General features: G+C 71.7%; 19 protein-coding genes, 1 tRNA gene and 2 pseudogenes. 10 read left to right on the plus strand and 12 right to left on the minus strand.

Going from position 1 to position 22106, the window contains the following annotated elements; translation table 11 throughout:
• Positions 1–178: 178 nt before the first annotated feature.
• Positions 179–1981, minus strand: a complete 1803-nt coding sequence (gene metG / locus ADL15_RS28265) for a methionine--tRNA ligase (RefSeq protein ID WP_067697526.1) — start codon at positions 1979–1981, stop codon at positions 179–181.
• Between the two features lie 120 nt (positions 1982–2101).
• On the opposite strand from metG, the gene ADL15_RS28270 reads away from it, so the two are divergent.
• Complete coding sequence (locus ADL15_RS28270; RefSeq protein WP_067697528.1) at positions 2102–3154, plus strand: hypothetical protein; 1053 nt, start codon at positions 2102–2104, stop codon at positions 3152–3154.
• On the opposite strand, the gene rsmI is transcribed toward ADL15_RS28270, so the two are convergent.
• The gene (gene rsmI, locus ADL15_RS28275) at positions 3148–4002 is read right to left on the minus strand and encodes a 16S rRNA (cytidine(1402)-2'-O)-methyltransferase (protein ID WP_067697530.1); all 855 of its coding nucleotides are present in this window, start codon (positions 4000–4002) and stop codon (positions 3148–3150) included. The genes ADL15_RS28270 and rsmI overlap by 7 nt on opposite strands.
• Before the next feature lie 60 nt (positions 4003–4062).
• Here rsmI and ADL15_RS28280 point away from each other — a divergent pair.
• The 3 genes and pseudogenes from ADL15_RS28280 (at position 4063) to ADL15_RS28290 (ending at position 9305) form a co-directional block, all read left to right on the plus strand.
• Positions 4063–5644 (plus strand): annotated as a pseudogene (locus ADL15_RS28280) (dolichyl-phosphate-mannose--protein mannosyltransferase).
• A 515-nt stretch (positions 5645–6159) separates the two neighbouring features.
• Positions 6160–6888, plus strand: a complete 729-nt coding sequence (locus ADL15_RS28285; protein WP_067697532.1) for a hypothetical protein — start codon at positions 6160–6162, stop codon at positions 6886–6888.
• Positions 6889–6953: 65 nt separating this feature from the next.
• Complete coding sequence (locus ADL15_RS28290) at positions 6954–9305, plus strand: bifunctional polysaccharide deacetylase/glycosyltransferase family 2 protein (RefSeq protein ID WP_198171059.1); 2352 nt, start codon at positions 6954–6956, stop codon at positions 9303–9305.
• Positions 9306–9445: 140 nt separating this feature from the next.
• Here the strand turns inward: ADL15_RS28290 and ADL15_RS28295 are convergent, their stop codons facing one another.
• Positions 9446–10690 carry a GAF domain-containing sensor histidine kinase gene (locus ADL15_RS28295; protein WP_067697535.1) on the minus strand — a complete coding sequence of 415 codons (1245 nt, stop codon included), beginning with the start codon at positions 10688–10690 and terminating at the stop codon, positions 9446–9448.
• Between the two features lie 165 nt (positions 10691–10855).
• On the opposite strand from ADL15_RS28295, the gene ADL15_RS28300 reads away from it, so the two are divergent.
• A complete protein-coding gene (locus tag ADL15_RS28300; RefSeq protein ID WP_083971841.1) occupies positions 10856–11362 on the plus strand; it encodes a DUF2199 domain-containing protein in 507 nt (168 codons plus the stop codon).
• A gap of 249 nt (positions 11363–11611) precedes the next feature.
• On the opposite strand, the gene ADL15_RS28305 is transcribed toward ADL15_RS28300, so the two are convergent.
• The 6 genes from ADL15_RS28305 to ADL15_RS28330 form a co-directional block, all read right to left on the minus strand.
• Positions 11612–11685: transfer RNA gene (locus ADL15_RS28305), tRNA-Ala, on the minus strand.
• A gap of 339 nt (positions 11686–12024) precedes the next feature.
• Positions 12025–12780: a divisome protein SepX/GlpR gene (gene sepX / locus ADL15_RS28310; RefSeq protein ID WP_198171055.1), complete on the minus strand. Its 756-nt coding sequence runs from the start codon at positions 12778–12780 to the stop codon at positions 12025–12027.
• Positions 12781–12925: 145 nt separating this feature from the next.
• Entirely contained in the window at positions 12926–13561 is a 636-nt protein-coding gene (locus tag ADL15_RS28315) for a GNAT family N-acetyltransferase (protein WP_067697538.1), read from the minus strand.
• On the minus strand, positions 13562–14872 hold the full coding sequence (locus tag ADL15_RS28320) for a molybdopterin molybdotransferase MoeA (protein WP_067697540.1): 1311 nt from the start codon (positions 14870–14872) through the stop codon (positions 13562–13564).
• Positions 14869–15780 carry a UTP--glucose-1-phosphate uridylyltransferase gene (locus ADL15_RS28325; RefSeq protein WP_067697542.1) on the minus strand — a complete coding sequence of 304 codons (912 nt, stop codon included), beginning with the start codon at positions 15778–15780 and terminating at the stop codon, positions 14869–14871. Before ADL15_RS28325 ends, ADL15_RS28320 begins: the two co-directional genes overlap by 4 nt.
• A 45-nt stretch (positions 15781–15825) precedes the next feature.
• Entirely contained in the window at positions 15826–17853 is a 2028-nt protein-coding gene (locus ADL15_RS28330) for a GGDEF domain-containing protein (protein ID WP_067697544.1), read from the minus strand.
• A gap of 82 nt (positions 17854–17935) precedes the next feature.
• Here ADL15_RS28330 and ADL15_RS28335 point away from each other — a divergent pair, with 82 nt between their 5' ends.
• Positions 17936–18550: a 5-formyltetrahydrofolate cyclo-ligase gene (locus ADL15_RS28335; protein WP_067697545.1), complete on the plus strand. Its 615-nt coding sequence runs from the start codon at positions 17936–17938 to the stop codon at positions 18548–18550.
• 202 nt (positions 18551–18752) lie between these two features.
• Positions 18753–18893 (plus strand): annotated as a pseudogene (locus ADL15_RS56550) (FmdB family zinc ribbon protein); the annotation flags it as partial.
• A 14-nt stretch (positions 18894–18907) separates the two neighbouring features.
• Here ADL15_RS56550 and ADL15_RS55695 read toward each other — a convergent pair.
• Complete coding sequence (locus ADL15_RS55695) at positions 18908–19132, minus strand: hypothetical protein (RefSeq protein WP_067697547.1); 225 nt, start codon at positions 19130–19132, stop codon at positions 18908–18910.
• Positions 19133–19580: 448 nt separating this feature from the next.
• On the opposite strand from ADL15_RS55695, the gene ADL15_RS28345 reads away from it, so the two are divergent.
• Positions 19581–20183: a hypothetical protein gene (locus ADL15_RS28345; RefSeq protein ID WP_067697549.1), complete on the plus strand. Its 603-nt coding sequence runs from the start codon at positions 19581–19583 to the stop codon at positions 20181–20183.
• 244 nt (positions 20184–20427) lie between these two features.
• Here ADL15_RS28345 and ADL15_RS28350 read toward each other — a convergent pair whose 3' ends face one another.
• The gene (locus ADL15_RS28350; protein ID WP_067697551.1) at positions 20428–20607 is read right to left on the minus strand and encodes a hypothetical protein; all 180 of its coding nucleotides are present in this window, start codon (positions 20605–20607) and stop codon (positions 20428–20430) included.
• Between the two features lie 64 nt (positions 20608–20671).
• Here ADL15_RS28350 and ADL15_RS28355 point away from each other — a divergent pair, with 64 nt between their 5' ends.
• Positions 20672–21004: a translation initiation factor 2 gene (locus tag ADL15_RS28355; RefSeq protein ID WP_232344387.1), complete on the plus strand. Its 333-nt coding sequence runs from the start codon at positions 20672–20674 to the stop codon at positions 21002–21004.
• A gap of 52 nt (positions 21005–21056) precedes the next feature.
• Here the strand turns inward: ADL15_RS28355 and ADL15_RS28360 are convergent, their stop codons facing one another.
• Complete coding sequence (locus ADL15_RS28360; RefSeq protein WP_067697554.1) at positions 21057–21524, minus strand: DUF2231 domain-containing protein; 468 nt, start codon at positions 21522–21524, stop codon at positions 21057–21059.
• A 145-nt stretch (positions 21525–21669) separates the two neighbouring features.
• Between ADL15_RS28360 and ADL15_RS28365 the strand changes: the two genes are divergently transcribed.
• On the plus strand, positions 21670–22101 hold the full coding sequence (locus tag ADL15_RS28365) for a Fur family transcriptional regulator (RefSeq protein WP_067697556.1): 432 nt from the start codon (positions 21670–21672) through the stop codon (positions 22099–22101).
• The last annotated feature ends 5 nt before the right edge of the window (positions 22102–22106 follow it).

The raw sequence follows: 22106 nt of genomic DNA on the forward strand, positions 1-22106 counted from the left end.
TTCCCCCGTGGCAGCGATCAATGTAGCCGGTCGACACGACCGCGATCAATGCCGTTTTGATCAGCCCGCAGTGCGGTAGGGCACAACTGGCAGGAAGCCGGGGAATGGACACCCGTGCGTCAGCTCCCGGTCACGAAAAAGGCCCGGCAGAGCCGGGCCTTCTCGGTGGAACGCGGGGTCAGGAGTCGCCGCCCAGGCGGGCCAGCTCCTCCTCGACCACCGTCGGCTCGAGCTTGCGGAAGACCGGCTTCGGCGCGTTCAGCACCGTGCCGGCCACCAGTGGCACCGATTCCCAGCGGGCGCCGACCGTGTAGTCACCCATCAGCACCGGGTAACCCGGGCCGCCGTCCAGGTCGTCGACCTCGACGATCTCCGGCATCGGCGCGTGCGTGCCGACACCGCCGAGCAGCTCGTGCACCTTCTGCGCCGAGTGCGGCAGGAACGGCGTGAGCAGCGTGTTCGCGTCGCTGACCACCTGCAGGGCGACGTGCAGGACGGTGCCCTGCCGCTGTTTCTGCGACTCGTCCTTGAGCTTCCACGGCGCCTGGTCGGAGAGGTACTTGTTGGCCTCGGCGACCACCCGCATCGCCTCGCCGATCGCGGCCTTCTGCCGGTGCTTGCCGATCAGCTCGCCGACCGTGGTGAAACCGGTCCGGGCGACCTCGAGCAGCGCGAGGTCCTCCGGGGTCAGGTCGACGGCCGGCGGGATCACGCCGAAGTTCTTCGCCGCCATCGAGATCGACCGGTTGACCAGGTTGCCCCAGCCGGCCACCAGCTCGTCGTTGTTGCGCCGGACGAACTCGGCCCAGGTGAAGTCGGTGTCGTTGGACTCCGGGCCGGCCGCGGCGATGAAATACCGCAGCGCGTCGGCGTCGTAGCGCTCCAGGAAGTCGCGCACGTAGATGACCACGCGCCGGGACGAGGAGAACTTCTTGCCCTCCATCGTCAGGTACTCGCTGGAGACCACCTCGGTGGGCAGGTTCAGCTTGCCCAGCGGGCCGGGCTGGCCGCCCTTGTCGCCCTCGCCGGAGTAGCCGAGCAGCAGCGCCGGCCAGATCACCGAGTGGAAGACGATGTTGTCCTTGCCCATGAAGTAGTAGGCGGACGCGTCCTTGCCCTGCGCGTCGGCCGACCACCACTGGCGCCACGCCTCCGGGTCGCCGGTGCGCCGGGCCCACTCGATCGACGCCGAGAGGTAACCGATCACCGCGTCGAACCAGACGTAGATGCGCTTGTCGGCGCGGTCCCGCCAGCCGTCCAGCGGGATCGGCACGCCCCACTCCAGGTCACGGGTGATCGCCCGGGGCTGCAGGTCGTCGAGCAGGTTGCGGGAGAACTTCAGGACGTTGGGCCGCCAGTTCTCCCGCTGGTCGAGCCAGCCGCCGATCGCCTCGGCGAAGGCCGGCAGGTCCAGGAAGAAGTGCTCGGTCTCGACGAAGTTCGGCGTCTCGCCGTTGATCCGCGAGCGCGGGTTGACCAGCTGCTCCGGGTCGAGCTGGTTGCCGCAGTTGTCGCACTGGTCGCCGCGGGCGCCGTCGTACCCGCAGATCGGGCAGGTGCCCTCGATGTAGCGGTCCGGCAGGGTGCGGCCGGTGGACGGGGAGATCGCGCCGAGCGTGGTGCGGGCCACGATGTACCCGTTGGCGTGCAGGGCCTCGAACAGGTCCTGCACCACGGCGTAGTGGTTGCGGGTGGTGGTCCGGGTGAACAGGTCGTAGGAGAGCCCGAGACCGTGCAGGTCCTCCACGATCACCCGGTTGTACCGGTCGGCCAGCTCGCGCGGGGTGACCCCGTCGGCGTCCGCCTGGACCTGGATGGGTGTGCCGTGCTCGTCGGTGCCGGACACCATGAGCACGTCGTGGCCGGCCATCCGCATGTACCGGCTGAAGACGTCGGACGGCACCCCGAAGCCGGAAACATGACCGATGTGGCGCGGGCCGTTGGCGTAGGGCCAGGCGACCGCGGCGAGAACGTGACTCATGACGACTAAGCGTAGTGACCCGCCCCGGAGCTTGGCGAACGGATAGGCGGCCGACCGATTTGTCCCGACACGCCCGGACATTGGCGGGCCGGTCACCGAGCCGCGTAGTTCACTGGACGGGTGACCGGGAACGCGCCGCAACCAGGGGAAACGCCGACGGACAACCCGTGGGGCAAGACGGAGCCGGACGCCACGTGGTGGCACGGCCCGGCCGACCGGGACCCCACCTCGCAGGACTGGGCGGACCGGGCGGGCGACGCGGCCCGGGCGGCCGGCGCGCAGGACGTCACGCAACGGCTCACGCCACCGGCGGACCCCGCGGGCGAGCGCCTCGCCACGGCCGGCGAGCTGATGATCATCGAGCCGGGCCGGCTCGGCGAGGAGGCGGCCGCGACCACGGCGGCCGCCGTGCCGGCTGCCATGACCTCGGCGGCCGTGCCGGAGGCCGCGACACCGGCGGCCGCGCCGGAGGGGAAGGCCGGCGATCGGCCCACCGTCGTCCTGGACCCGCGGCGCCCGCCGCGCGTGCCGCTGCCGCCGCTGCCGGCCGGCGCGACCCCGGACACCGAGGCCCGGCTGGAGCGGATGGAGAACTCGCCGTTCTGGTCGACCGACGAGGCCCGGATCGCGGCCGAGGCCCGCAACGACCCGCGTCCCGGGCGGCGCCGCCGGCCACCGGCCGCCAACCCGGTCGCCGCGATGGTCTCGCTGGTCGGGCTGAGCCTGGTGGCGGCGTTCTTCGCCTGGGTCAGCGCGGAGCCGTTCTGGCTGGCCACCGGGCACGGCGACCCGGGATACGCGATCACCACCCAGTGTGACGGCACCGGGCTCACCCAGCACTGCACCGGCCGGTTCGCCACCGCTGACGGCAGTTTCACGGCCGGCCGGGTGACCCTGCTCGGCATCTCCGGCGGCGCCCGGGAGCCGGGTGCGGTCACCGGCGCCCGGATGGTCCGCGCGGGCAGCGACCAGGCCTACACCGCGCCGCCCGGGCTGCTCATGCACCTGCGCTGGGCGCTCGGCTTCCTGCTCGTGCTGATCTGCGGGTACGGGATCGCCGGCGCCACCGGTGCCCGGCGGCTGGAGTCGCCGAGGTCCCGGCGGTACGCCCTGCTGGCCAGCGTCGGCGGACCGATCCTGCTGCTGGCCGGCTTCCTGGTGGCTGCCTACTGAGCGTGCACCAGCGTGTAGACGTCCCGCTTCTTCAGGCCGTACATGTCAGCGATGGCCTGGATCGCGTCGCGCCGTGAGTCGCCGGCGGTCTCGCGCCGGGCGACCTCGGCGCGCAGCTCGTCGTCGTCCGGACGCTCGCCCGGACCGGCCGGCGCGCCGCCCACCACCACGGTGATCTCGCCGCGCGGCTCCCCCGCGGCGGCCCAGGCCGCCAGCTCGCTCAGGGTGCCGCGGCGGATCTCCTCGTACGTCTTGGTCAGCTCCCGGCAGACCGCGGCCGGCCGGTCCTCGCCGAACGTCGCGGCCAGATCCGCCAGCGCGCCGGTGATCCGGTGCGGCGCCTCGAAGAAGACCAGGGTGCGCGGCTCGGCGGCCAGCTCGCGCAGCCGGGACCGGCGGTTCGAGCCGGTCCGCGGCAGGAAGCCCTCGAACACGAACCGGTCGCTGGGCAGCCCGGACAGGGCCAGCGCGGTGGTCACCGCGCTCGGGCCGGGCGCCGCGGTCACCGGGTAGCCGGCGTCGAGCGCGGCCCGGACCAGGCGGTACCCGGGGTCGGAGACGCTCGGCATGCCGCCGTCAGTGACCACCGCGACCACCGCGCCGCCGGCCAGCGCCTCCACCAGCTCCGGGGTGCGCTTCTCGTCGTTGCCCTCGAAGTACGACACGACCCGCCCGCGCACCGTCACCCCGAGGTCCTTGGCCAGCCGGGACAGCCGCCGGGTGTCCTCGGCCGCGATCACGTCCGCGGTTTCGAGCACCTCCCGCAGCCGGGCCGAGGCGTCACCGACGTTGCCCAGTGGCGCGCCTGCCAGAACGACCCGCCCGGTACCTGCTTCTTCTCGAGACACCCGAAAAGTCCACCACACGCCCGGGCATCACTTCAAAGCCAGGCAGCCTACGATCGCGGGGTGACAACGGCGACAGCTGAGACAGACCCGACCATCGCGGAGTCCCCCGCCGAGGCGGAGTCGTCCCGTGGCGTACGCGACGTGCCCGAACTCGTCCGGCGACGCCTGTCGACGCTGGACACCCGGCTCGATCCGTACTCGTGGCTGGTGACCGCGGTGATCGTGGCGGCCGCCGCGATCCTGCGCCTGGCCGGGGTGGACAAGCCGAAGGGCTTCATCTTCGACGAGGTGTATTACCCGACCGACGCCTGGGACATGCTCCAGCACGGCGTCGAGTGGGACGAGAAGACCAACGGCCCGGCGTACGTGGTGCATCCGCCGCTGGGCAAGTGGCTGATCGCCATCGGCGAGAAGATCTTCGGCAACACCGAGCTGGGCTGGCGTTTCCCGGCCGCGATCGCCGGCACCCTGATGATCCTGATCCTGATCCGGGTCGCCTACCGGATGTTCCACTCGATCATCCTGGCCGGGATGGCCGGTCTGCTGATGAACCCTGGACGGCTTCCAGCTGGTGCTGTCGCGCACCTCGCTGCTGGACATCTTCCTCGGCCTGTTCATCCTGCTGACCTTCGCGTGCATGGTGCTCGACCGGGACCACTACCGGCGGCGCTGGCAGCGGGCCGTGGCGGAGGGCTTCGACTCCACGACCACCCACAAGATCCCGCGGATCGTGCCGTGGTGGCTGCTGGCCAGCGGCGTGATGTTCGGCCTGGCCTGCGGGGTGAAGTGGAGCGCGCTGTTCTTCGCGCCGTTCTTCGCCGGCCTGGTGGTGGCCTGGCGCTGGCAGGCCCGCCGGTCGGCCCGGGTCCGCGGCCCGTTCGTGGCCGGCATCCTCGGCGACTTCGGCTATCTCGTGCTCAGCTTCGTCCTGAGCATCGTCTTCTACCTGGCCACCTGGGCCGGCTGGTTCCTCACCGACACCGGCTACTTCCGGCACTACCGGGAGGCGAACGGGCTGAGCGAGCCGCCGATCCTGGGCGCGCTGCTGAACCTGATGCACTACCACTCCGAGGCGTACAACTTCCACAGCGGACTGACCGAGAAGCACACGTACCAGTCCTGGCCGTGGCAGTGGCTGATGCTCGGGCGGCCGGTGGCGTTCTACTGGAACGGCAACGGCAACTGCGGGGCAACCAGCTGCGCGGCCGAGATCCTGCTGCTGGGCACGCCGATCCTGTGGTGGTCGTTCCTGCCGGCGCTCGTCGCGCTGGTCTGGTTCGGCATCGCGCGGCGGGACTGGCGGGCGTACGCGATCTTCTCCGGTGCGATGGCCGGCCTGCTGCCGTGGTTCTACTTCGCGGTCAAGGACGGGCGCACGATGTTCTCGTTCTACGTGCTGCCGGCGCTGCCGTTCCTGATCCTGGCGGTGGTCTACGTGCTCGGCGCGATCATGACGCCACCGGGCGGGCTGGCCCGTGGCGCGGCCCGCAGCGACCGGCAATTGATCGGCACGGTGGTCGCCGGGACGTACGTGGTGCTGGTGGCGCTCTGTTTCGCCTATTTCTTCCCGGTCTTCGTGGGCACGACCATGCCGTACGACGACTGGTCGGTACGAATGTGGCTGGGCAGTCGCTGGATCTGAGGTGGCGTGAGATGACCGAAGCCCGGCGAATTCGCCGGGCTTCGTCTTTTTCGCAGATCACGAGGTCGCTGCCGGGACTGCACGGCGCGGGAAATAGGGCGCGCCCCGATCGACTGCCACGGGGGAAGCGGTCGATAGGGGCGCGCAAGATGCAGCTTAACGAGCATGGATGAGCCGCACAACGGGTCATCGCCACCGAATACCGTGCCGATCCCAACATCCCGGCTATTCGGACATTCAACCTATATAGTCTTTATTACGCATAACATCTCACGAATACGATTCAACTTCAGCGTCAGGAATGCGACAGCAAATCAATGTCGAATCTGGCGTAACGTATTTCGATCACGCACCGCACCGCAGCTCAGCGGAGCGTGCTCTCGCCGGGCACACATCGGCGCCATCGGGTCAATTCTTCGGCCTCATCATTTCGTCCCTTTTCAGGGGATCAGTCGGCCATCCCCCGGATGAGTGACATGTGCCAAGATCGCGATAAATGTTCCTAGGCTCGCCGCGTGACAACGCAGGAGCCCCACCACCAGAAGACCACCGAGCAGCGGACCGAAGTGATCGCGATCGCGACGCCGGCCCCGGTGTTCGTCGACTCCACCGGGCGACGGAGCCGTCTGCTCCGTCGCACGGCCCTGGCGTTCGGCATCCTCGTCGTCTCCTACGGCGGGCTGGTCAGCGTCAGCCTGGCCGGCGGCCCGGTGGCTTCCAGCGCCGTGCTGCCGTTGCCCGGCGTGGACGACGACGACAAGGCCGATCCGGTGCCACCCCGGCCGATCCCGGCGCCGGCGACGAGCCAGACGAGCACCCCGAGCAAACGACCCATCATCGAGTCGGTGAACCAGCCGGCCCGACCGGCGCAGCGGCCGGTCGCCAGGTCCGCCTCGCCGAAACCGAAGGCGACCAGCAAGGCCACCAAGACGCCGGCCGTCAAGCCGTCGGCCACCCCGGCCAAGCCGAAGCCGAGCGTCAGCTCGTCAAGGCCCACCGAGTCGACCACCACCCCGCCGGTCAGCTCCTCGCCGGAGGTGAAACCGTCCGCCTCACCGGTGGCCCCGAAGCCCCCGGCCGTCGAGCCGGTCGCGCTGCCCACGCTGGGCCAGCCGGTCGAACTGCCGTCGCTGAGCCAGCCGATCGAACTGCCCTCGCTGAGCCAGCCGGGTGACGACCCGGCCGACTCGCCCGCCCCGACCACCGCCGAACCGGAGACGCACGAGTCCGGGGAGCCGGTGTGACGAGCACCCCGACCCGGCGCACCCGGGGCCGCAGCCGGCGGCGCATCCTGCCCCGCCCCCGGGTGATGCTCGGCGCGCTGCTGCTCGGAATCTTCGTCTCGGTGCTCGTGGTGCAGGCGTACATCAACGCCGAGTTCACCGCCGACCACAAGGAGACCGAGGTCGGCGACCAGGCCGGGGTGCCACTGTCGATCCGCGGCGGAGGGCCGATCGTCAACACCACCGGCGGACAGGAGACCACCAGTCGCCTGCCGGCACGCACCATCGCGCTCACCTTCGACGACGGCCCGGACCCGATCTGGACCCCGAAGGTGCTCCAGGTGCTGAAGGAGAACGACGCGCACGGCACGTTCTTCGTGGTCGGCTCGCAGGTCGCCCGGCACCCGGAGCTGACCAAGACCATCGTCGACGACGGCAACGAGCTGGGCCTGCACACCTTCACCCACCCGAACATGCAGCTGCTCGCGCCGTGGCGGCGGCGTCTGGAGCTGTCCCAGAACCAGGTGGCGATCGCCCGGGCCACCGGCGTGCACACCAACCTGGCCCGGTTCCCGTACTCGTCGAAGACCGAGGCGATCGACGAGACCAACTGGAAGGTCGTCAAGGAGGCCGGCGCGGCCGGCTACCTGATCGTCGTCAACGACCTGGACAGCGAGGACTGGCAGCGGCCCGGCGTGGACCAGATCGTGCACAACGCGCTGCCGGCCGGCGACACCTCGGCGATCATCCTGTTCCACGACGCCGGCGGGGACCGCGCGCAGACCGTCGCGGCGCTGGCCAAGTTCATCCCGATGATGAAGGCCCGCGGCTACCGGTTCACCACCGTCACCGAGGGCCTGAACCTGGGCATCGCGGAACAGGCCGCGGACATCAAGGCCGGGCGCGGGCCGGAGAGCGCCTCGGTCATCCCGGCGCTGCCGCTCAACCCGGCCGCGGCGGCCGGCGACGAGTGGCGCGGCGCGGCGCTGATCTGGACCGTCCGGCTGGCCGACGGCCTGGTCTACCTGGTCGCCGGGCTGTTCCTGGTGGTCGGGCTGCTGACCATCGGCCGCACCGTGTTGCTGCTGGCCCTCGCCGGCCGGCACGCCCGGCAGCGCCGCAGACCGGACTGGCGCTGGGGCCCGCCGATCACCGACCCGGTGTCGGTCATCGTGCCCGCCTACAACGAGAAGGAGGGCATCGAGGCCGCCGTCCGCTCGCTGGCCGGTGGCGACTACCCGACGATCGAGGTGGTGGTGGTCGACGACGGCTCCACCGACGGCACCGCCGACATCGTGGAGGGTCTGCGCCTGCCGAACGTCCGGGTGGTCCGGGTGCCCAACGGCGGCAAGCCGAACGCGCTCAACACCGGCGTCGCGCTGGCCCGGCACGACCTGATCGTCACCGTCGACGGCGACACCATCTTCGAGGAGGACTCGATCCGGCGGCTGGTGCAGCCGTTCGGCGACCCGACGGTCGGCGCGGTGGCCGGCAACGTCAAGGTCGGCAACCGCGGCAGCCTCGTCGCCACCTGGCAGCACATCGAGTACGTGATCGGCTTCAACCTGGACCGCCGGCTCTACGAGACGCTGAACTGCATGCCGACCGTCCCCGGCGCGATCGGCGCGTTCCGCCGCGAGGCCCTGGCCAAGGTCGGCGGGGTCAGCGACGACACCCTGGCCGAGGACACCGACGTCACCATGGCGCTGTGCCGCGAGGGCTACCGGGTCGTCTACGAGGAGCACGCCAAGGCGTGGACCGAGGCGCCGACCACCCTGGAGCAGCTCTACCGCCAGCGGTACCGGTGGAGCTACGGGACCATGCAGGCGATGTGGAAGCACCGCGGGGCGGTGTTCGACAAGGGCCCGTCCGGTCGCTTCGGCCGGGTCGGCCTGCCGTTCCTCGCCCTGTTCGGGGTGGCGCTGCCGATGCTCGCCCCGGTGGTCGACATCATGCTGGTCTACGGCCTGGTCTTCTGGGAGCTCAAGGAGACCCTGATCGCCTGGCTCGGCATGCTGGCGCTGCAGATGTTCACCGCCGCGGTGGCGTTCCGCTTCGACCGGGAGCCGCTCAAGCCGCTCTGGCGCCTGCCGTTGCAGCAGTTCGCCTACCGCCAGCTGATGTACCTGGTGCTGATCCAGTCCGCGACCACCGCACTGACCGGTGGCCGGCTGCGCTGGCACAAGCTGAACCGGGCCGGGCTGACCGCGCGCCCGGACACCCCGCCCCCGCCGCCCGCACCGGCCGGCGCGGCCGTGGCGCCCCAGGTGCACGGCTGGCCGCCGGCCCCGCCGGAGGTGCCGGCGCCACGCCAGCAGGCGCGCGGGCGGGCGGTGGCGCCGCCGACCACCCCGGCGGTGCCGTCACAGGCCCACCGGGAGGATCAGGCCCACCGGGAGGACTACGACCTGCCGCACGCGGGGTCACCGCCGCGGTAGGCGCGCACAGACAAGGCCCGCATCCCCCGAACTGCAGCCGGTGGGATGCGGGCCTTTTCGCGCCCGAGCCGAGCGTCCGAACCAAGCGCTCGAACCAAGCGCTCGAACCGAGCGCTCGAGCCGAGCCCGCCCGAAAATGATCAGGCCACGGCCAGATCGTGGACCAGCTCCGTCGGGGTCAGATCCGCGTACGGGAAGACCACGTGCAACGACGTGCCGTCGCCGGGCCGGTCGGAGAGCGCCACCGTCGCGTGGTGGGCGTCCAGGATCCGTTTCGCCACGGCCAGGCCCCGGTCCGGGCCGGGTACGTCGGCCGGGTTCGCGATGGTCCCGTAGAACAGGTGCGGGAACAGGTCGGGGCGCAACCCGTCCGGCAGGTCCATGTCGTCGAGGCGTACCGCAGGGCCGGACTCCATCTCGGTGCCGACCCGGACCCGGCCGCCCTCCGGCGTGTACTTCACCGCGGCGAACAGCAGGTGGGTGAGCACCTGCTCGAGTCGTACCGGATCGGCCATGATCGGCAGCGACGGGCCGCCGGCCTGGTTCAGGATCCAGATGTGTTTGCTGGCCGCGATCGGGCGGACCGCCTCGACCGCCCGCTGGGTCACCCGGGTCAGGTCGCACTCCCGCATGTGCAGGCTGTCCCCGCCCAGCCCGGCGTCGGCCATCGTGGTCAGGTGGTCGATCAGCTCGCGGAAGCCGCGGACGTGCGCCGCCGTGGCCCGGCCGACCAGATCGGCCAGCTCGGCGTCGTGCCGCCCGGTGTCGCCCAGGTTCTCCAGGTACGACGACATCAGCCGCAGCGACGAGCGCAACTCCCCGCCGACCAGGCCGGCCAGGTCGTCCTTGCGGCGTTCCAGCTGCTGCAGCCGGGCCGTCGTGTTGGCCAGCGCGTACGCGTACCGCCGCAGCTCCAGCTGGGCGGTCACCTGCCGGGCCAGCGCGCGCAGCGACTGCTGCTGGTCCATCGCCAGCCGGCGCGGCTCGACGTCCATCACGCAGAGCGTGCCGAGCGCGAAGCCGTCGGTGGTCATCAGCGGCGCACCCGCGTAGAACCGGATGCCGTCCGCCGCGGTCACCGCCGGGTTGTCGGCGAACCGCGGGTCCTTCCGGGTGTCCGGGACCATCAGCAGGTCACGGCCGAGGATGGCGTGCGCGCAGAACGACAGGTCCCGCGTGGTCTCGGCGAAATCCGCGCCGGTCACGGCCTTGGCCCACTGCCGATCCGCGTCGATCAGGCTGACCATGGACATGGGCGTCTCACACACCGCGGCGGCCAGCGCGACGATGTCATCGAAGTCCTTCTCCGCCGGGCTGTCCAGGATGTCGAGTGAGTAGAGCGCGGCCAGCCGCTCGATCTCGTTGTCGGGCAGGAGTGCTTTCATAACGGGTCACCTCCGAGACTTGCTCAAGAGGTACCACCCAAAAGTAGCCACCCTCACATTTCGCTCAGATCCCATGAGCACCACGCTCAGATTCCACGATCATCGGGTGTGACTTCCCCGGTCTGCCGCTGATCAACTCGGCTCGCGGCCGTATGCTTCGCGGCCATGAACACCGACGAGTTCGCGTGCGGCACCTGCGGCTCGGCACACAGCGGACCCCCGCTGAGCTTCGCCGCGCAGGCCCCGGACGTCTGGCTTCCGGAGATGGCCGACATCGAAGGTTGCCTGCTCGACTCGGACCTGTGCGTGATCACCGGCGAGCGGTTCTTCATCCGCGGCCTGATCGAACTGCCCGTCTGGGACACCGGCGAAATCTTCACCTACAGCATGTGGGTCTCGCTGAGCCGCCCGAACTTCACCCGCGCGGTCGACGTCTGGGAACAGCCCGGCCGCGAGGAGGAGCCCCCGTACTTCGGCTGGCTCGCCAACGAGATCGCCGGCTACCAGCCGACCACGCTGAACCTCAAGACCAACCTGCACACCCGCCCGGTCGGCCAGCCCCCTTACATCGAGCTGGAGCCCACCGGCCACCCTCTCGCCATCGAACAGCGCGCCGGCATCTTCCGCTCCCGCGTCGAGGAGATCGCCGCGTTCCACTTCCACCACACCTGAAAACCCTTTTGGGTACGTTTACCGAGTCCCGTCCGCAGGCTACGAGCCACGTCCCGCCCGTGCCCCCGCCAGGCCGCTGCCGCTCACGACCGCCCCGCGCCCCCAGGCCCCGGCTGGCTCCCAGGGGTGCCATCGACCGGCGGAGACACCCCGGAGGGCCAGCCGCGCCCAGCAGACCCGGTCGCGGACATGAAAAAACGCCCCCGGTCCACGTTTCCGTGAACCGAAGGCGTTCCCAAGTCTTACTCGTGGAGCTGTGGGGATTTGAACCCCAGACCCCCTCGATGCGAACGAGGTGCGCTACCAGACTGCGCCACAGCCCCTAAACCAGTCCCGCGGCAGTACCTCACCTTGGGACTTCCGAAAGGCTAACAGGTCCCCCGGCACCCCCGCGAACCACCCCCGCCGGGCGTGTGAAGTTTCGGTGCGCTCCGCACCCGAAGTCCCCACACGGCGCAGCAACCTCGCGTGTGTGAAGTTCGGGTGCGGAGCTCGCCGTTACTTCACACACTCGGTTTTCGGGGGTTGACCGTGCCCACCCGCGGACGTCGCCCCGGAGGGCTTCGCGTTCGGGACGCGCCAGCGGCCTGCGAAGCCCGCAGGGGTCCCGGCGGGAGCGACGGTCCGCACCACAGCGGACGCACGACAAAAAGCTCTTGATTTCAGGCCGTGTGGTGCCGGCCGCCGGCCTCGTACGCACGCCCCCGCAACCCACCGCGGCGCCGATACGACACCGACCCTCCGTTGGCCGCCACCGGCAGGTCCGACGGCTCCCGGTCCAGTCCCATGGCCGCTCGCCGGACCGCTTCCCGCTGAGCCACCAGCCGCCGCTGGGTCTCCCGCCGCGCCGCGGCCCGCCGGGCCTGTTCCCGCCGCACCTCGGCCTGCCGCGCGGCCAGCCAGGCGGCCTCCCGGGCCTGGACCTTGCGGCGGCGCCGATCGGCGATCGCCCGGTTGCGCAGGTGCACGAGGTAGAGCCCGAGCAGGCTGCCGGTGACCGCGAACCCGATCCAGAACCCGGGTCCGACGGCCAGTACGCCGACCAGCTCGATCGCGTTGAGCAGGGCCAGCGCGGCGAACACCCGGCGGCGGCGGACCACCGCGGGAGTGCCGCGCCGGCGCGGAACCCGGCGGGGTGGACGGCGGCCGGTGACCAGGCGCAGCCGACGTGGTGGCGGGGACGCGGATTCACCCGATGGAGCGGGCAGCGTAACCGTGACCTGGCGTGCGGGGTTGATCGGTCGGCGTCCGGGCACGGTACGGCGACGGCGGTGGCGCTGGAGCACCCGCGCCGTCGACGTCGCCCGCTCCGCGGCAAGGCGCTCGGTGGCGTCGTACCGGCGTACCAGCGCCGGGGCGAGGGCGAGCAGCCCGGCCGCGGCGAGGACGGCGAGGAGCACCGAGGTCGGCACCCTCACCCCTTTCGTTCCGCCACGACAGGTCACACGTCGAGAGACCGAGCGACATGACAAGTCACTCTTTGAATGACACGACGAATGCGAGGTTACGGGCGGTAGCCGTGATATTTCGCGCGCCGCGCCGACGGCACTCGCGCGCTCAAGATCATTTAGGCGTGTGGACGCGTTTCCATCGGGTCAGCAGGCCACCCTCGGCGGCGATCTCTTCGCTGGTCATGGCGTATCCCAGGTGGTCGCGCCACCCTCCGTCGATGTGCATGTAGCGCTGGTGGTATGCCTCCTCGCGGAAGCCCAGCTTCTCCACCACCCGGCGGCTCGGCCCGTTCTCCGGCCGGATGTTCACCTCGATGCGGTGCAGTCCACCCGGCCCGAACGCGTGATCCACGGCGAGCGCCAGCGCGGTCGGGATCACCCCACGGCCGGCCACCCGGTAGTCCACCCAGTAGCCGGCGTACGCCGACGCGAACGCCCGCCGCACGATATTGCCCAGGTTCACGTGCCCTACCAGGCGTTCCCGGCCGCCCTCGCGCAGGCAGACGGCGAACGGCATGCTGTCGCCGCGCCGGGCGGCCCGCCGCATGTCCCGGTACACGAACGCGTACGCCCGGGTCGAGTTCATCTCCGCCCACGGTCCGGGCGGCGCCGACTCCCAGGGCGCCAGCCAGGCCTGATTGGCGATCCGCAGTTCGGACCAGGCGCGGGCGTCACTTCGTTTGTACGGCCGCAGCAACACCGGCCCGTCCGCCAGCACAGCGGGCCAGCCGGGGGTCGCCCCGAGCATTCATCGCCTCCGGTCGAGCAGCAACACGTCCACGGTCGAGCCGGCCGCCGCCGTGGTGACCCGCTCACCGAGCACCAGCAGTCCGTTGGCCTCGGCCAGCCCGGAGAGCGTGTACGGCCCACCGGCGAGCGGCTGCACAGTGTAACCACCGCCCCGCCGTTCCGCGACGTGTGCGGGACGGAACTCACGCAGCCCGCCGGGTGACGACACGGTCTCCAGCAGGTGCGCCTTGACGCTCGGCCGGAACACCGGTTCCGCGCCGGCCAGCAGCTGGATCGCCGGCCGGGCCAGCACCTCGAAACCGATCAGCGCGGCGCCCGGCTCGCCGGGCAGGCAGACCACCGGGACCTCCTCGCCGCCGACCGTGCCGAACCCGAGCGCGGTGCCCGGGCAGAGCGCCACGTCGGTGAACTCCACGGTCCCGCGGCCGGTGCCGGGCCGGGACAGCACCCGGCGCAGCATGTCGCCGGGTCCCTTGCCGGTCCCGCCGGTCGTGATGATCAGGTCGGCGCGCAGCGTCTGGTCCTCGAGCAGGCCGCGCAGCCCTTCCGGGTCGTCGTCACAGATCCCGATCCGGTACGCCAGCGCGCCGGCCTCCACCGCGGCCGCGGTCAGCGCGTGCGAGTTGGCGTCCACCACCTGACCGGGCTGGCTGGGCCGGCCCACGTCGACGAGTTCGTCGCCGGTGGCCACCACCACCACCCGGGGGCTGGGCCGGACCATCACGTGCCCGATCCCGGCGGCGGCGAAGGTGGCCACCATCGGCGGCGACACGTACGACCCGGCCGACGCGAGCACCTGCCCGACGGCCAGCTCCTCGCCGGCCCGGCGCACACCGGAACCGCGTTTCGGGGCGTGCAGGATCTCCACGGCGGCCATGCCCTGGTCGGTCCAGTGCACCGGGACGACCACGTCCGCCCCGATCGGCAGCGGCGCGCCGGCCGCCACCGAGAAGCAGGTGCCCGCGGTCAGCCGGACCGGACGCCAGCTGGCCGCGCCCAGGTCGCCGACCACGTTCAGCCGGACGCTGCGGGTCGAGCCGTCGGCGTGGCCGAACGCCGGGTGCGCACCGAGGCGCCCGGCGCCGGCCAGGTCCTCCCACCGGGCCGCGTACCCGTCGATCGCGGCCTGGTCGAACGCCGGGAACGGGTGCGGCGCGAACACGTCGGCCGCGAGCACGTTCCCGTGCGCCTGGGTGAGGTCGAGGTCGAGCGGAGGCAGCGCCCGCAACCTGCGCAGCACGCTGCCCAGGTACTCGGCGAGAGGCATCAGCTCGTTGGCGGCCGCCTCGGCATCGGCCGTAGCGGTCATCCCTTCTGACCACCGACGAAGTCGGTGAGCCAGGCCCGGAACTCCGCGCCCAGGTCGGCCCGCTTCACCGCGAGCTCGACCACGGTCTGCAGGTAGCCGAGCGGCTGCCCGGTGTCGTAGCGGTGACCGCGGTAGACGATGCCGTGCACCGGAGTGCCGGCCTCGAGCAGCGTGGCCATCGCGTCGGTGAGCTGGATCTCGCCGCCGCTGCCGGGCTTGGTGTCGGCGATGACGTCGAAGATCTTGGCGGGCAGGACGTACCGGCCGACCACGGCCAGGTTGCTCGGCGCCTCGCTGGGCGCCGGCTTCTCCACCAGGCCGGTCACCTCGACGACGTCCGTGCCGAGATCCGACTCGCGCACCGAGGCGATGCCGTACCGGCTGGTCTCCTCCGGCTTGACCTCGATGAACGCCAGCACGATGCCGCCGGTCCGGGCCTGCAGGTCGAGCATGTCCGGCAGCAGCGGGCTGTCCTCGTCGACGAACTCGTCGCCGAGCAGCACCGCGAACGCGTTGTCGCCGATGTGCGAGGCGGCGGTGCCGACGGCGTGCCCGAGCCCGAGCGGCTCACCCTGGCGGACCGTGTAGATGTCGGCCAGCTCGCTGGTGCGGCGGACCGCGGCGAGCCGTTCCAGGTCGCCCTTCTCCTCGAGCCGCTGCTCCACGTCGGGCCGGCGGTCGAAGTGGTCCACCATCGAGGTCTTGCCCCGCCCGGTGACGAGCAGTACGTCGGTGATGCCGGCCGCGGCCGCCTCCTCGACGATGTACTGCAGAACCGGCCGGTCCACGACCGGCAGCAGCTCCTTGGGAACGGCCTTGGTGGCCGGCAGGAAGCGCGTCGCGAGCCCGGCCGCCGGGATCACCGCTTTCACCGCGCGCTTACCGGTACCTTGCGCGTCCGTTGTCATCAGTCACCGCACCTTCGCTGGTTCGTGCCCGAGCATGCCGCGAGACTATCGGCCGGAACCGTGTCGCGGCGGCTGCGGCCCGCTCACCGCCGGGGTGGGATCGAAATTCCCCTCGGGCACTCGGGACGAAACGCTCTCCGCGAGACGATAGGTGTCGCGACCGGCGTTCTTCGCCGCGTACAACGCCTCGTCCGCGGCGTCGAGCACCTCCTGGGCGGTCGCGCCGTGCTCGGGGAAGACGGCGATGCCGATCGAGACGGTGACCGGGATCCGGTCGGTGAGGCCGGGACGCCGCGGGTCGATCTGCATCGGCCGATCCCGGACCAGCGCGCCGAGTCGCTCCGCCACGATCACCCCGCCGTACGCGTCGGTCTCCGGCAGCAGCACCACGAACTCCTCCCCGCCCTGGCGGAACGCCACGTCCACCTCCCGCAGCCCGAGCCGGATCCGCCGGGCGAACTCACCGAGCACCTGATCGCCGACCGGGTGCCCGTACGTGTCGTTCACGTCCTTGAAGTGATCGAGGTCCAGCATCAGGACGGTGAGCATCCGGCCGAACCGGTGCGCCCGCTCCACCTCCCGGCGCAGCACCTCGCGCAGATAACGGTAGTTCCACAATCCGGTGAGCGGATCGGTCAGCGACAGCCGCTGAGCCTCCTCGTGCACCCGCACGTTGTGCACCGCGACGCCGGCCTGCCCGGCGAACGTGCGGAGAGTGCGCAGGTCGGCGTCGTCGAAGGTGGGGCTGCCGAGCCGGTCGTAGAGCGCCAGCACGCCGAGCGTGCCCGGTCCGGCCTCGGCCTCGGACAGGAAAGGGTCACTCGACGGTGGCGCCGAGATCGGCACCGCGAGGTACGACTCACACGCCGGCTCCTCGGCCGACATGCCGGTGGTGCCGCGCAGCGGGGTCCCGGAGGCGACCACGGCGCCGAGCACCCCGCGCCCCGGTGCCAGCCGCCGTGCCGCGAGGTCGGCGGGCGGCAGATCCCACTCGCCGGTCAGCCCGGCGCCGCAGCGGGCCGTGAGGGTCCCGTCGGCCGGGTCGACGAGCAGCACCAGCCCGGCCCGGGCCCCGGTGGCGGTCATCGCGGTGCGCAGGATCACCGGCAGGATCCGGTCCAGGTCGTGCGTGCTGGACAGGGTGTCGCCGAGGATCGCCAGGTGCCGGCGCAGCTGGTCCCGGCTGGCGGTCAGCGCCTGCACGTAGGACTGCAGCTCCCTGGTCATCCGGTTGAACGTGCCGGCCAGCCGGCCCAGCTCGTCCGGCCGCGGGATCGGCACCCGGGTGTCCAGGTCGCCGTTCGCCACCCGGTCGGCGGCCCAGGCCAGGTCGCCGAGCGGCCGGGTGGTGGACCGCGCCAGCCAGCGCGCCGCGATCACCGCGACGATCGCGGTGAGCAGAACGATCAGCGGCAGGACCGCGTACCGGATGGTCGGCCGGGCCGGTGGCGCGCTGAGTGTGAGCGGCAGCGGCTGGCCCGGCCCGGCGCCGAGGCGGCGGGTCGACGCGCCCGGCGCCGGTGGCGCGGTTCCGGGCAAGGTGACGGTCACCCCGCCCGGCGGCGGTGGGGCGGATCCGGACAGCGTGACGGTCACCCCGCCGGCCGCGCCGAGCCGGTTCAGCAGGGCGGCGTCGACCGGCAGCGCGGCGAGCACGGTGACGTCGGCCGCGGCCGCGGAGGCGGCCAGCGCGGTGATCCGGGTGCCCCGGGGCGCGGTGCAGTCCTGCCATCCGGTGACACCGGCCGGCGGTTGTGGCGCGCGGCGGGCCAGGCTCACGACCTCCGGGCCGGTGATCCGGATATCGGCGGCGAGTCCGCGAGTGATCAGCTGGTCGGCGACACTGGACCGGGCGCTCGCCGGGACCACCGCGACCGCGTCGGCGGCCGCCTGCAGCTGTCCGCAGATCGCGCCGACGGCGGCCCGGACGGTCGTCGCGGCATGGTCGAGACGCTCGTCCGTCCGCTCACGACTGACCGCGGCGACGGTCAGCGCGACGAAGATGGACCCGAGCAGGACCGGACCGAGCACGACCACCAGGAAGGCGCTGGTGAGCCGGCCACGTAATGTCACACATCCTCCCGGGAGTGGCCCTCTTTGGAGCGATGCTGACATAGTGTGCACCGTTTGCCGCTTTTCACAAGAGGGGTGTTGCATGCCGGATTTGGCCGGTGACGCGGAAAAATCACCCCAAAACAAGATCACACTGCGCAGGCATCTGCTCACGGCGCGTCGATCACTTCCGGACGACATCCGGATCGCCGCCGCCACCCAACTTCACGATCAAACCCTCACTTTCGTACGACGATCCGCACCGGGAACCGTCGCCGCCTACGTCCCGTCAGGCTCCGAGCCGGGTGGCGCCGACCTGCCCCGCCTGTTGCGCGGCGCGCTCGCACCGGGCGGCCGCCTGCTCCTGCCGGTGCTGCTGCCCGACGACGATCTGGACTGGGCGGAGTTCACCGGCCCGCTCGCCCCCGGCCGCCGCGGCCTGAGCGAGCCCCCCGGCCCACGCCTCGGCCCCGACGCGATCCGCTCCGCGGACCTGATCCTGGTACCGGCCCTGGCGGTGTCCCGCGACGGCCTCCGGCTGGGCCGCGGCGGCGGCTCCTACGACCGCGCCCTGTCCCGCCTGCCCGACCCCGGACCGATGGTGATCGCCCTGCTGCACGACGGCGAGACCCTCGACGTGGTCCCGGCCGAGCCGCACGACCGCCCGGTCCACGGCGTCATCACCCCGAGCGGCGGCTTCTCCCCCCGCCCGGCCTGACCCACCCGCCTGGCCTGCACCATGCCCGGCCTGGCTCGCCCACACACCTGCCCGCGCGCGCCCTCGTTGCGCTCACGAGGAGTTCGTCACACCCCGCGACGGTCCTCAGACCTCGCTCGGAGTGGACGAATTGACCTCCGATGCCGCAACATTGGCACTCGGAGTTGGCGAGTGCCAGCAGCCGACAGATCCGGAGGAGCACGTGCCTACCTACCAGTACGCCTGCACCGAGTGCGGTGAGCAGCTCGAAGCCGTGCAGTCTTTCTCCGACCCGGCACTGACCGAATGCCCGAACTGTCAGGGCAAGCTCCGCAAGGTGTTCAACTCGGTCGGCATCGTGTTCAAGGGCTCCGGGTTCTACCGCAACGACTCCCGCTCCAGCAGCGTGAGCGCCGAGACCTCCGGCGCCGCCGCCGACGCCGCCCCGAAGAAGTCCGAGAAGTCGGACAGCCCGTCGAGCACCCCGTCGACGAGCAGCCCGGCCCCCGCGGCGGCCGGCAGCTCCAGCGGCAGCTCGTCCAGCTCGTCCAGCAGCAGTTCGTCGTCCTCCGGCGCGAAGACCGCCGCCGCTTCCTGATCCACCAGAAAGGGCGTGCCACTCCCGGCGCGCCCTTTCTGCATGCCTTCTTGTCGCCTCCAGCCCGCGCAAGCACCTCCGCGCCCGGCCCTCTACCCCGTGCCGCGCCTCGCCGTGCGTGCCGTGCCGTGCCGTGCGTGCCGTGCCGTGCCCGCCGTTCCGTGCATGCCGCTCCGTGCCGCCGTGCCTGCCGAGCCTGCCCTGCCCGCCGTGCCTGCCGTGCCCGCCGTGCCTGCCGTGCCCGCCGTGCCCCCAACGTGCCACGCTCCGCGCCGGGTGCCTCGGGCTCGGCTCTCGCCAGGCCCGCGCCCCGCATCACGCCATCTTGGCCCGTCCTCGCGGCGCCGCGGGGTTTTCCACAGTCCCGGCTCGTCCACAGCCCGCCCGGCGATCGCACCGGAATCCGCCTAGCTTCCTGCTCGCACATGGCAGACGACGGCGGGAGGGCAGACCATGAGCCGATCCGGCACACGCAACGAGCGCCTGGACCCGGTGCGCGGCCGCGCACCCACCCGAGGCACCCTGCTCCGGCTCACCGTGATCACAGCTCTGCTGGTCACCGCCGCCGGCCTGCTCTGGCTCCGGCCGACCACCACACCCTGCGCGACCCCGGGCCCCTCCACCTCGCCCGCCAAGGCCGCAGCAGGCAAGGCCGCAACAGACAAGGCCGCAACAGACAAGGCCGCAGCCGGCGCACACGCCATCGGCGGCACCACCCCGTCGCCGGGGCCCGCCGCCGGGCAACCCACCCCGGGCAGCCCCGTCTCGTCTCCAGGGTCCGCCGGCAAGCCGCCCGTCCCGGACGGAGCCGTCGGCGTCCCGGTGCGCCTGGCCGATCCCACCGCGCTCGCGCTGACCCACCCCGGCGACCGTGTCGACCTGCTCCGGCTCGACAACAAGGGCCGCACCACCGAGGTGGCAAATGCCGCGCTGGTCCTGGACGTCTCCGCCGACCCGCTCACCGGCGGCCTGCTGCTGGCCCTCGACCGCGACAAGGCCGCGCTCGCCGCCGACCCCTCAGGCCCGGGCTTCGCCATCCTGCTCCACCCCAGCTGACCCCGCCGCCGGGCCGCGCAGGGCCAGGCCAGGCCGGGCAGCGCCACCGCAAGGCCGCACCGCGCCACGCAAGGCCGCACCGCGCGAGACCGCACCGCGCGAGACCGCACCGCGCGAGACCGCACCGCGCGAGACCGCACCGCGCGAGACCGCGCCGCGCAAGGCCGCGCCGCGGCGCGCACACGTGGCGATGCCACCCGGCCCGGGCGTGATCACGGGCGGGTGGTGTCAGGATGTCGCGAGGTCAGCCCCAGTGCGGCGGGCGATCGGCGAGCAGCCGGTCGTCGTTGGAGGAGTCGGCCTCGCCCCATCCACGCTCGGTGTCGTCCTGAGTCTGGTCCGGAAGCAACGGAGCCTCCTCCGACTCGAAGTCCACCGCGCGCTCGGCGTCGTGATCCCGCTCGGGGCCGTCCAGGATGTCCACACCTAGAAGGGTAAGCCGACATCGCTTCGGCCGTCTTCCCCCTCCGGCTGTACCGTCGGTGAACGTGAGCTCCCCCACGAGTGGCCCGCCCGGCGACGCGTACTGGCAGCGGCCCGGCCCGGACGCCGCATCGCTCAGCCGGCCGCCCCAGGATCAGCCCGCCACACCCGAGCCGCCGGCGTACCCGGGTCCGCCGCGCACCGACCCGCCGTCGGTGCACTGGCGGCCACCGACCATCGCCACACCGCCCGAGCCGCGCCACATGCCGGGTCAGAACATGGACGCCATCGAGGAGGCGGAGGGCTCGGCGCGCACCGTGACGTTCGGGGTGGGCCTGGTCGCCGGCGCCGTCGCGCTGATCCTGATCTGCCTGCTCTGCGGCCGCGCCCTGTTCTAGGGCTCAGCACAGGAAAGAGCCGCCGGGCACAGCACGCGCCCGGCGGCTCTTTCTAGTACGTTCCCCAGACCGCCGTCGCGCCCGAGTCACCCGTCTTGAAGATGTAGTAACCGCTCCCGGCCGCCAGCGCCAGCGTCAGCACCACGAACGTCACCTGCGCGATCATCGGCAGAGCCTTCCCCCGGAAGGTCAGCGCCACCATGATCAGGCTGACCACGCCGAGGCCCAGCGCGAACCAGAGCGTCATGGTGCCGAAGTCCATGTGGTTGTCGAGGATCTCCTTGCCCTTGGGCGAGAAGGTCGAGATGCGGCTGTTGTACAGCTCGGTGCCGGACAGCTTGGCGACGAGCGTGGTGATCGGAGCTACCACGGCGAGCAGCGCGACCGCCCAGCCCAGCCGTGACCGCCACTTGGCGACGAGCGCATAGACGACCGCGCCGAGCGCGAGCAGCGGCACAAAAATCACTGCGGCGTGCAGCACGAGAATATGTACCGGCAAGCCGTTGACCTGGTCGAACACTTTTCCTCCTCGGTCCGGGGTGATCGCCAGCTTAGAGTTATGTGACGGCGCAAACATCCCCTCGGCCCCACTTACCCCGCGAATCCGATTCCGGTTCAGTCACGGACGGGTTGGGGAAACCGCCCGGCCGTGCTGTCATGGATAGATGTCCACCGGTGAGGAACTGCTGCGTACGCATGGTCTGCGCGTCACCCGCCCCCGGCTGGCGGTGCTCGGCGTGCTCAGCGGTGGCGGGCACCTCGAGGTGGACGAGATCGCCCGGCAGGTCCGTGCCCGGCTCGACTCGGTCTCCACCCAGGCGGTCTACGACGTGCTGGGTGCGCTGTCCCGGGCCGGCCTGGCCCGCCGGATCGAGCCGGCCGGCAGCCCGGCCCGTTACGAGGCCCGCACCGGCGACAATCATCATCACATCGTCTGCCGGGGCTGCGGCACGATCGCCGACGTCGACTGCACGGTCGGCGAACGCCCCTGCCTGACGCCGGCCGAGTCGCACGGATTCACCCTGGACGAGGCCGAGGTGACCTTCTGGGGCCTGTGCCCGGCCTGCCAGAGCCGCCGCACCACCGACACCGCCTGACCGCT

This window comes from Actinoplanes awajinensis subsp. mycoplanecinus (assembly GCF_001509495.1).
Taxonomy (GTDB): domain Bacteria; phylum Actinomycetota; class Actinomycetes; order Mycobacteriales; family Micromonosporaceae; genus Actinoplanes; species Actinoplanes palleronii.

Excerpts from the sequence above, each read along its gene's own strand:
- metG (WP_067697526.1), bottom strand. The coding sequence starts at position 1,981 with ATGAGTCACGTTCTCGCCGCGGTCGCCTGGCCCTACGCCAACGGCCCG.
- ADL15_RS28290 (WP_198171059.1), top strand. The coding sequence starts at position 6,954 with ATGCTCGGCGCGCTGCTGCTCGGAATCTTCGTCTCGGTGCTCGTGGTG.
- ADL15_RS28295 (WP_067697535.1), bottom strand. The coding sequence starts at position 10,690 with ATGAAAGCACTCCTGCCCGACAACGAGATCGAGCGGCTGGCCGCGCTC.
- ADL15_RS28300 (WP_083971841.1), top strand. The coding sequence starts at position 10,856 with ATGAACACCGACGAGTTCGCGTGCGGCACCTGCGGCTCGGCACACAGC.
- ADL15_RS28315 (WP_067697538.1), bottom strand. The coding sequence starts at position 13,561 with ATGCTCGGGGCGACCCCCGGCTGGCCCGCTGTGCTGGCGGACGGGCCG.
- ADL15_RS28320 (WP_067697540.1), bottom strand. The coding sequence starts at position 14,872 with ATGACCGCTACGGCCGATGCCGAGGCGGCCGCCAACGAGCTGATGCCT.
- ADL15_RS28325 (WP_067697542.1), bottom strand. The coding sequence starts at position 15,780 with ATGACAACGGACGCGCAAGGTACCGGTAAGCGCGCGGTGAAAGCGGTG.
- ADL15_RS28335 (WP_067697545.1), top strand. The coding sequence starts at position 17,936 with ATGCCGGATTTGGCCGGTGACGCGGAAAAATCACCCCAAAACAAGATC.
- ADL15_RS28345 (WP_067697549.1), top strand. The coding sequence starts at position 19,581 with ATGAGCCGATCCGGCACACGCAACGAGCGCCTGGACCCGGTGCGCGGC.
- ADL15_RS28365 (WP_067697556.1), top strand. The coding sequence starts at position 21,670 with ATGTCCACCGGTGAGGAACTGCTGCGTACGCATGGTCTGCGCGTCACC.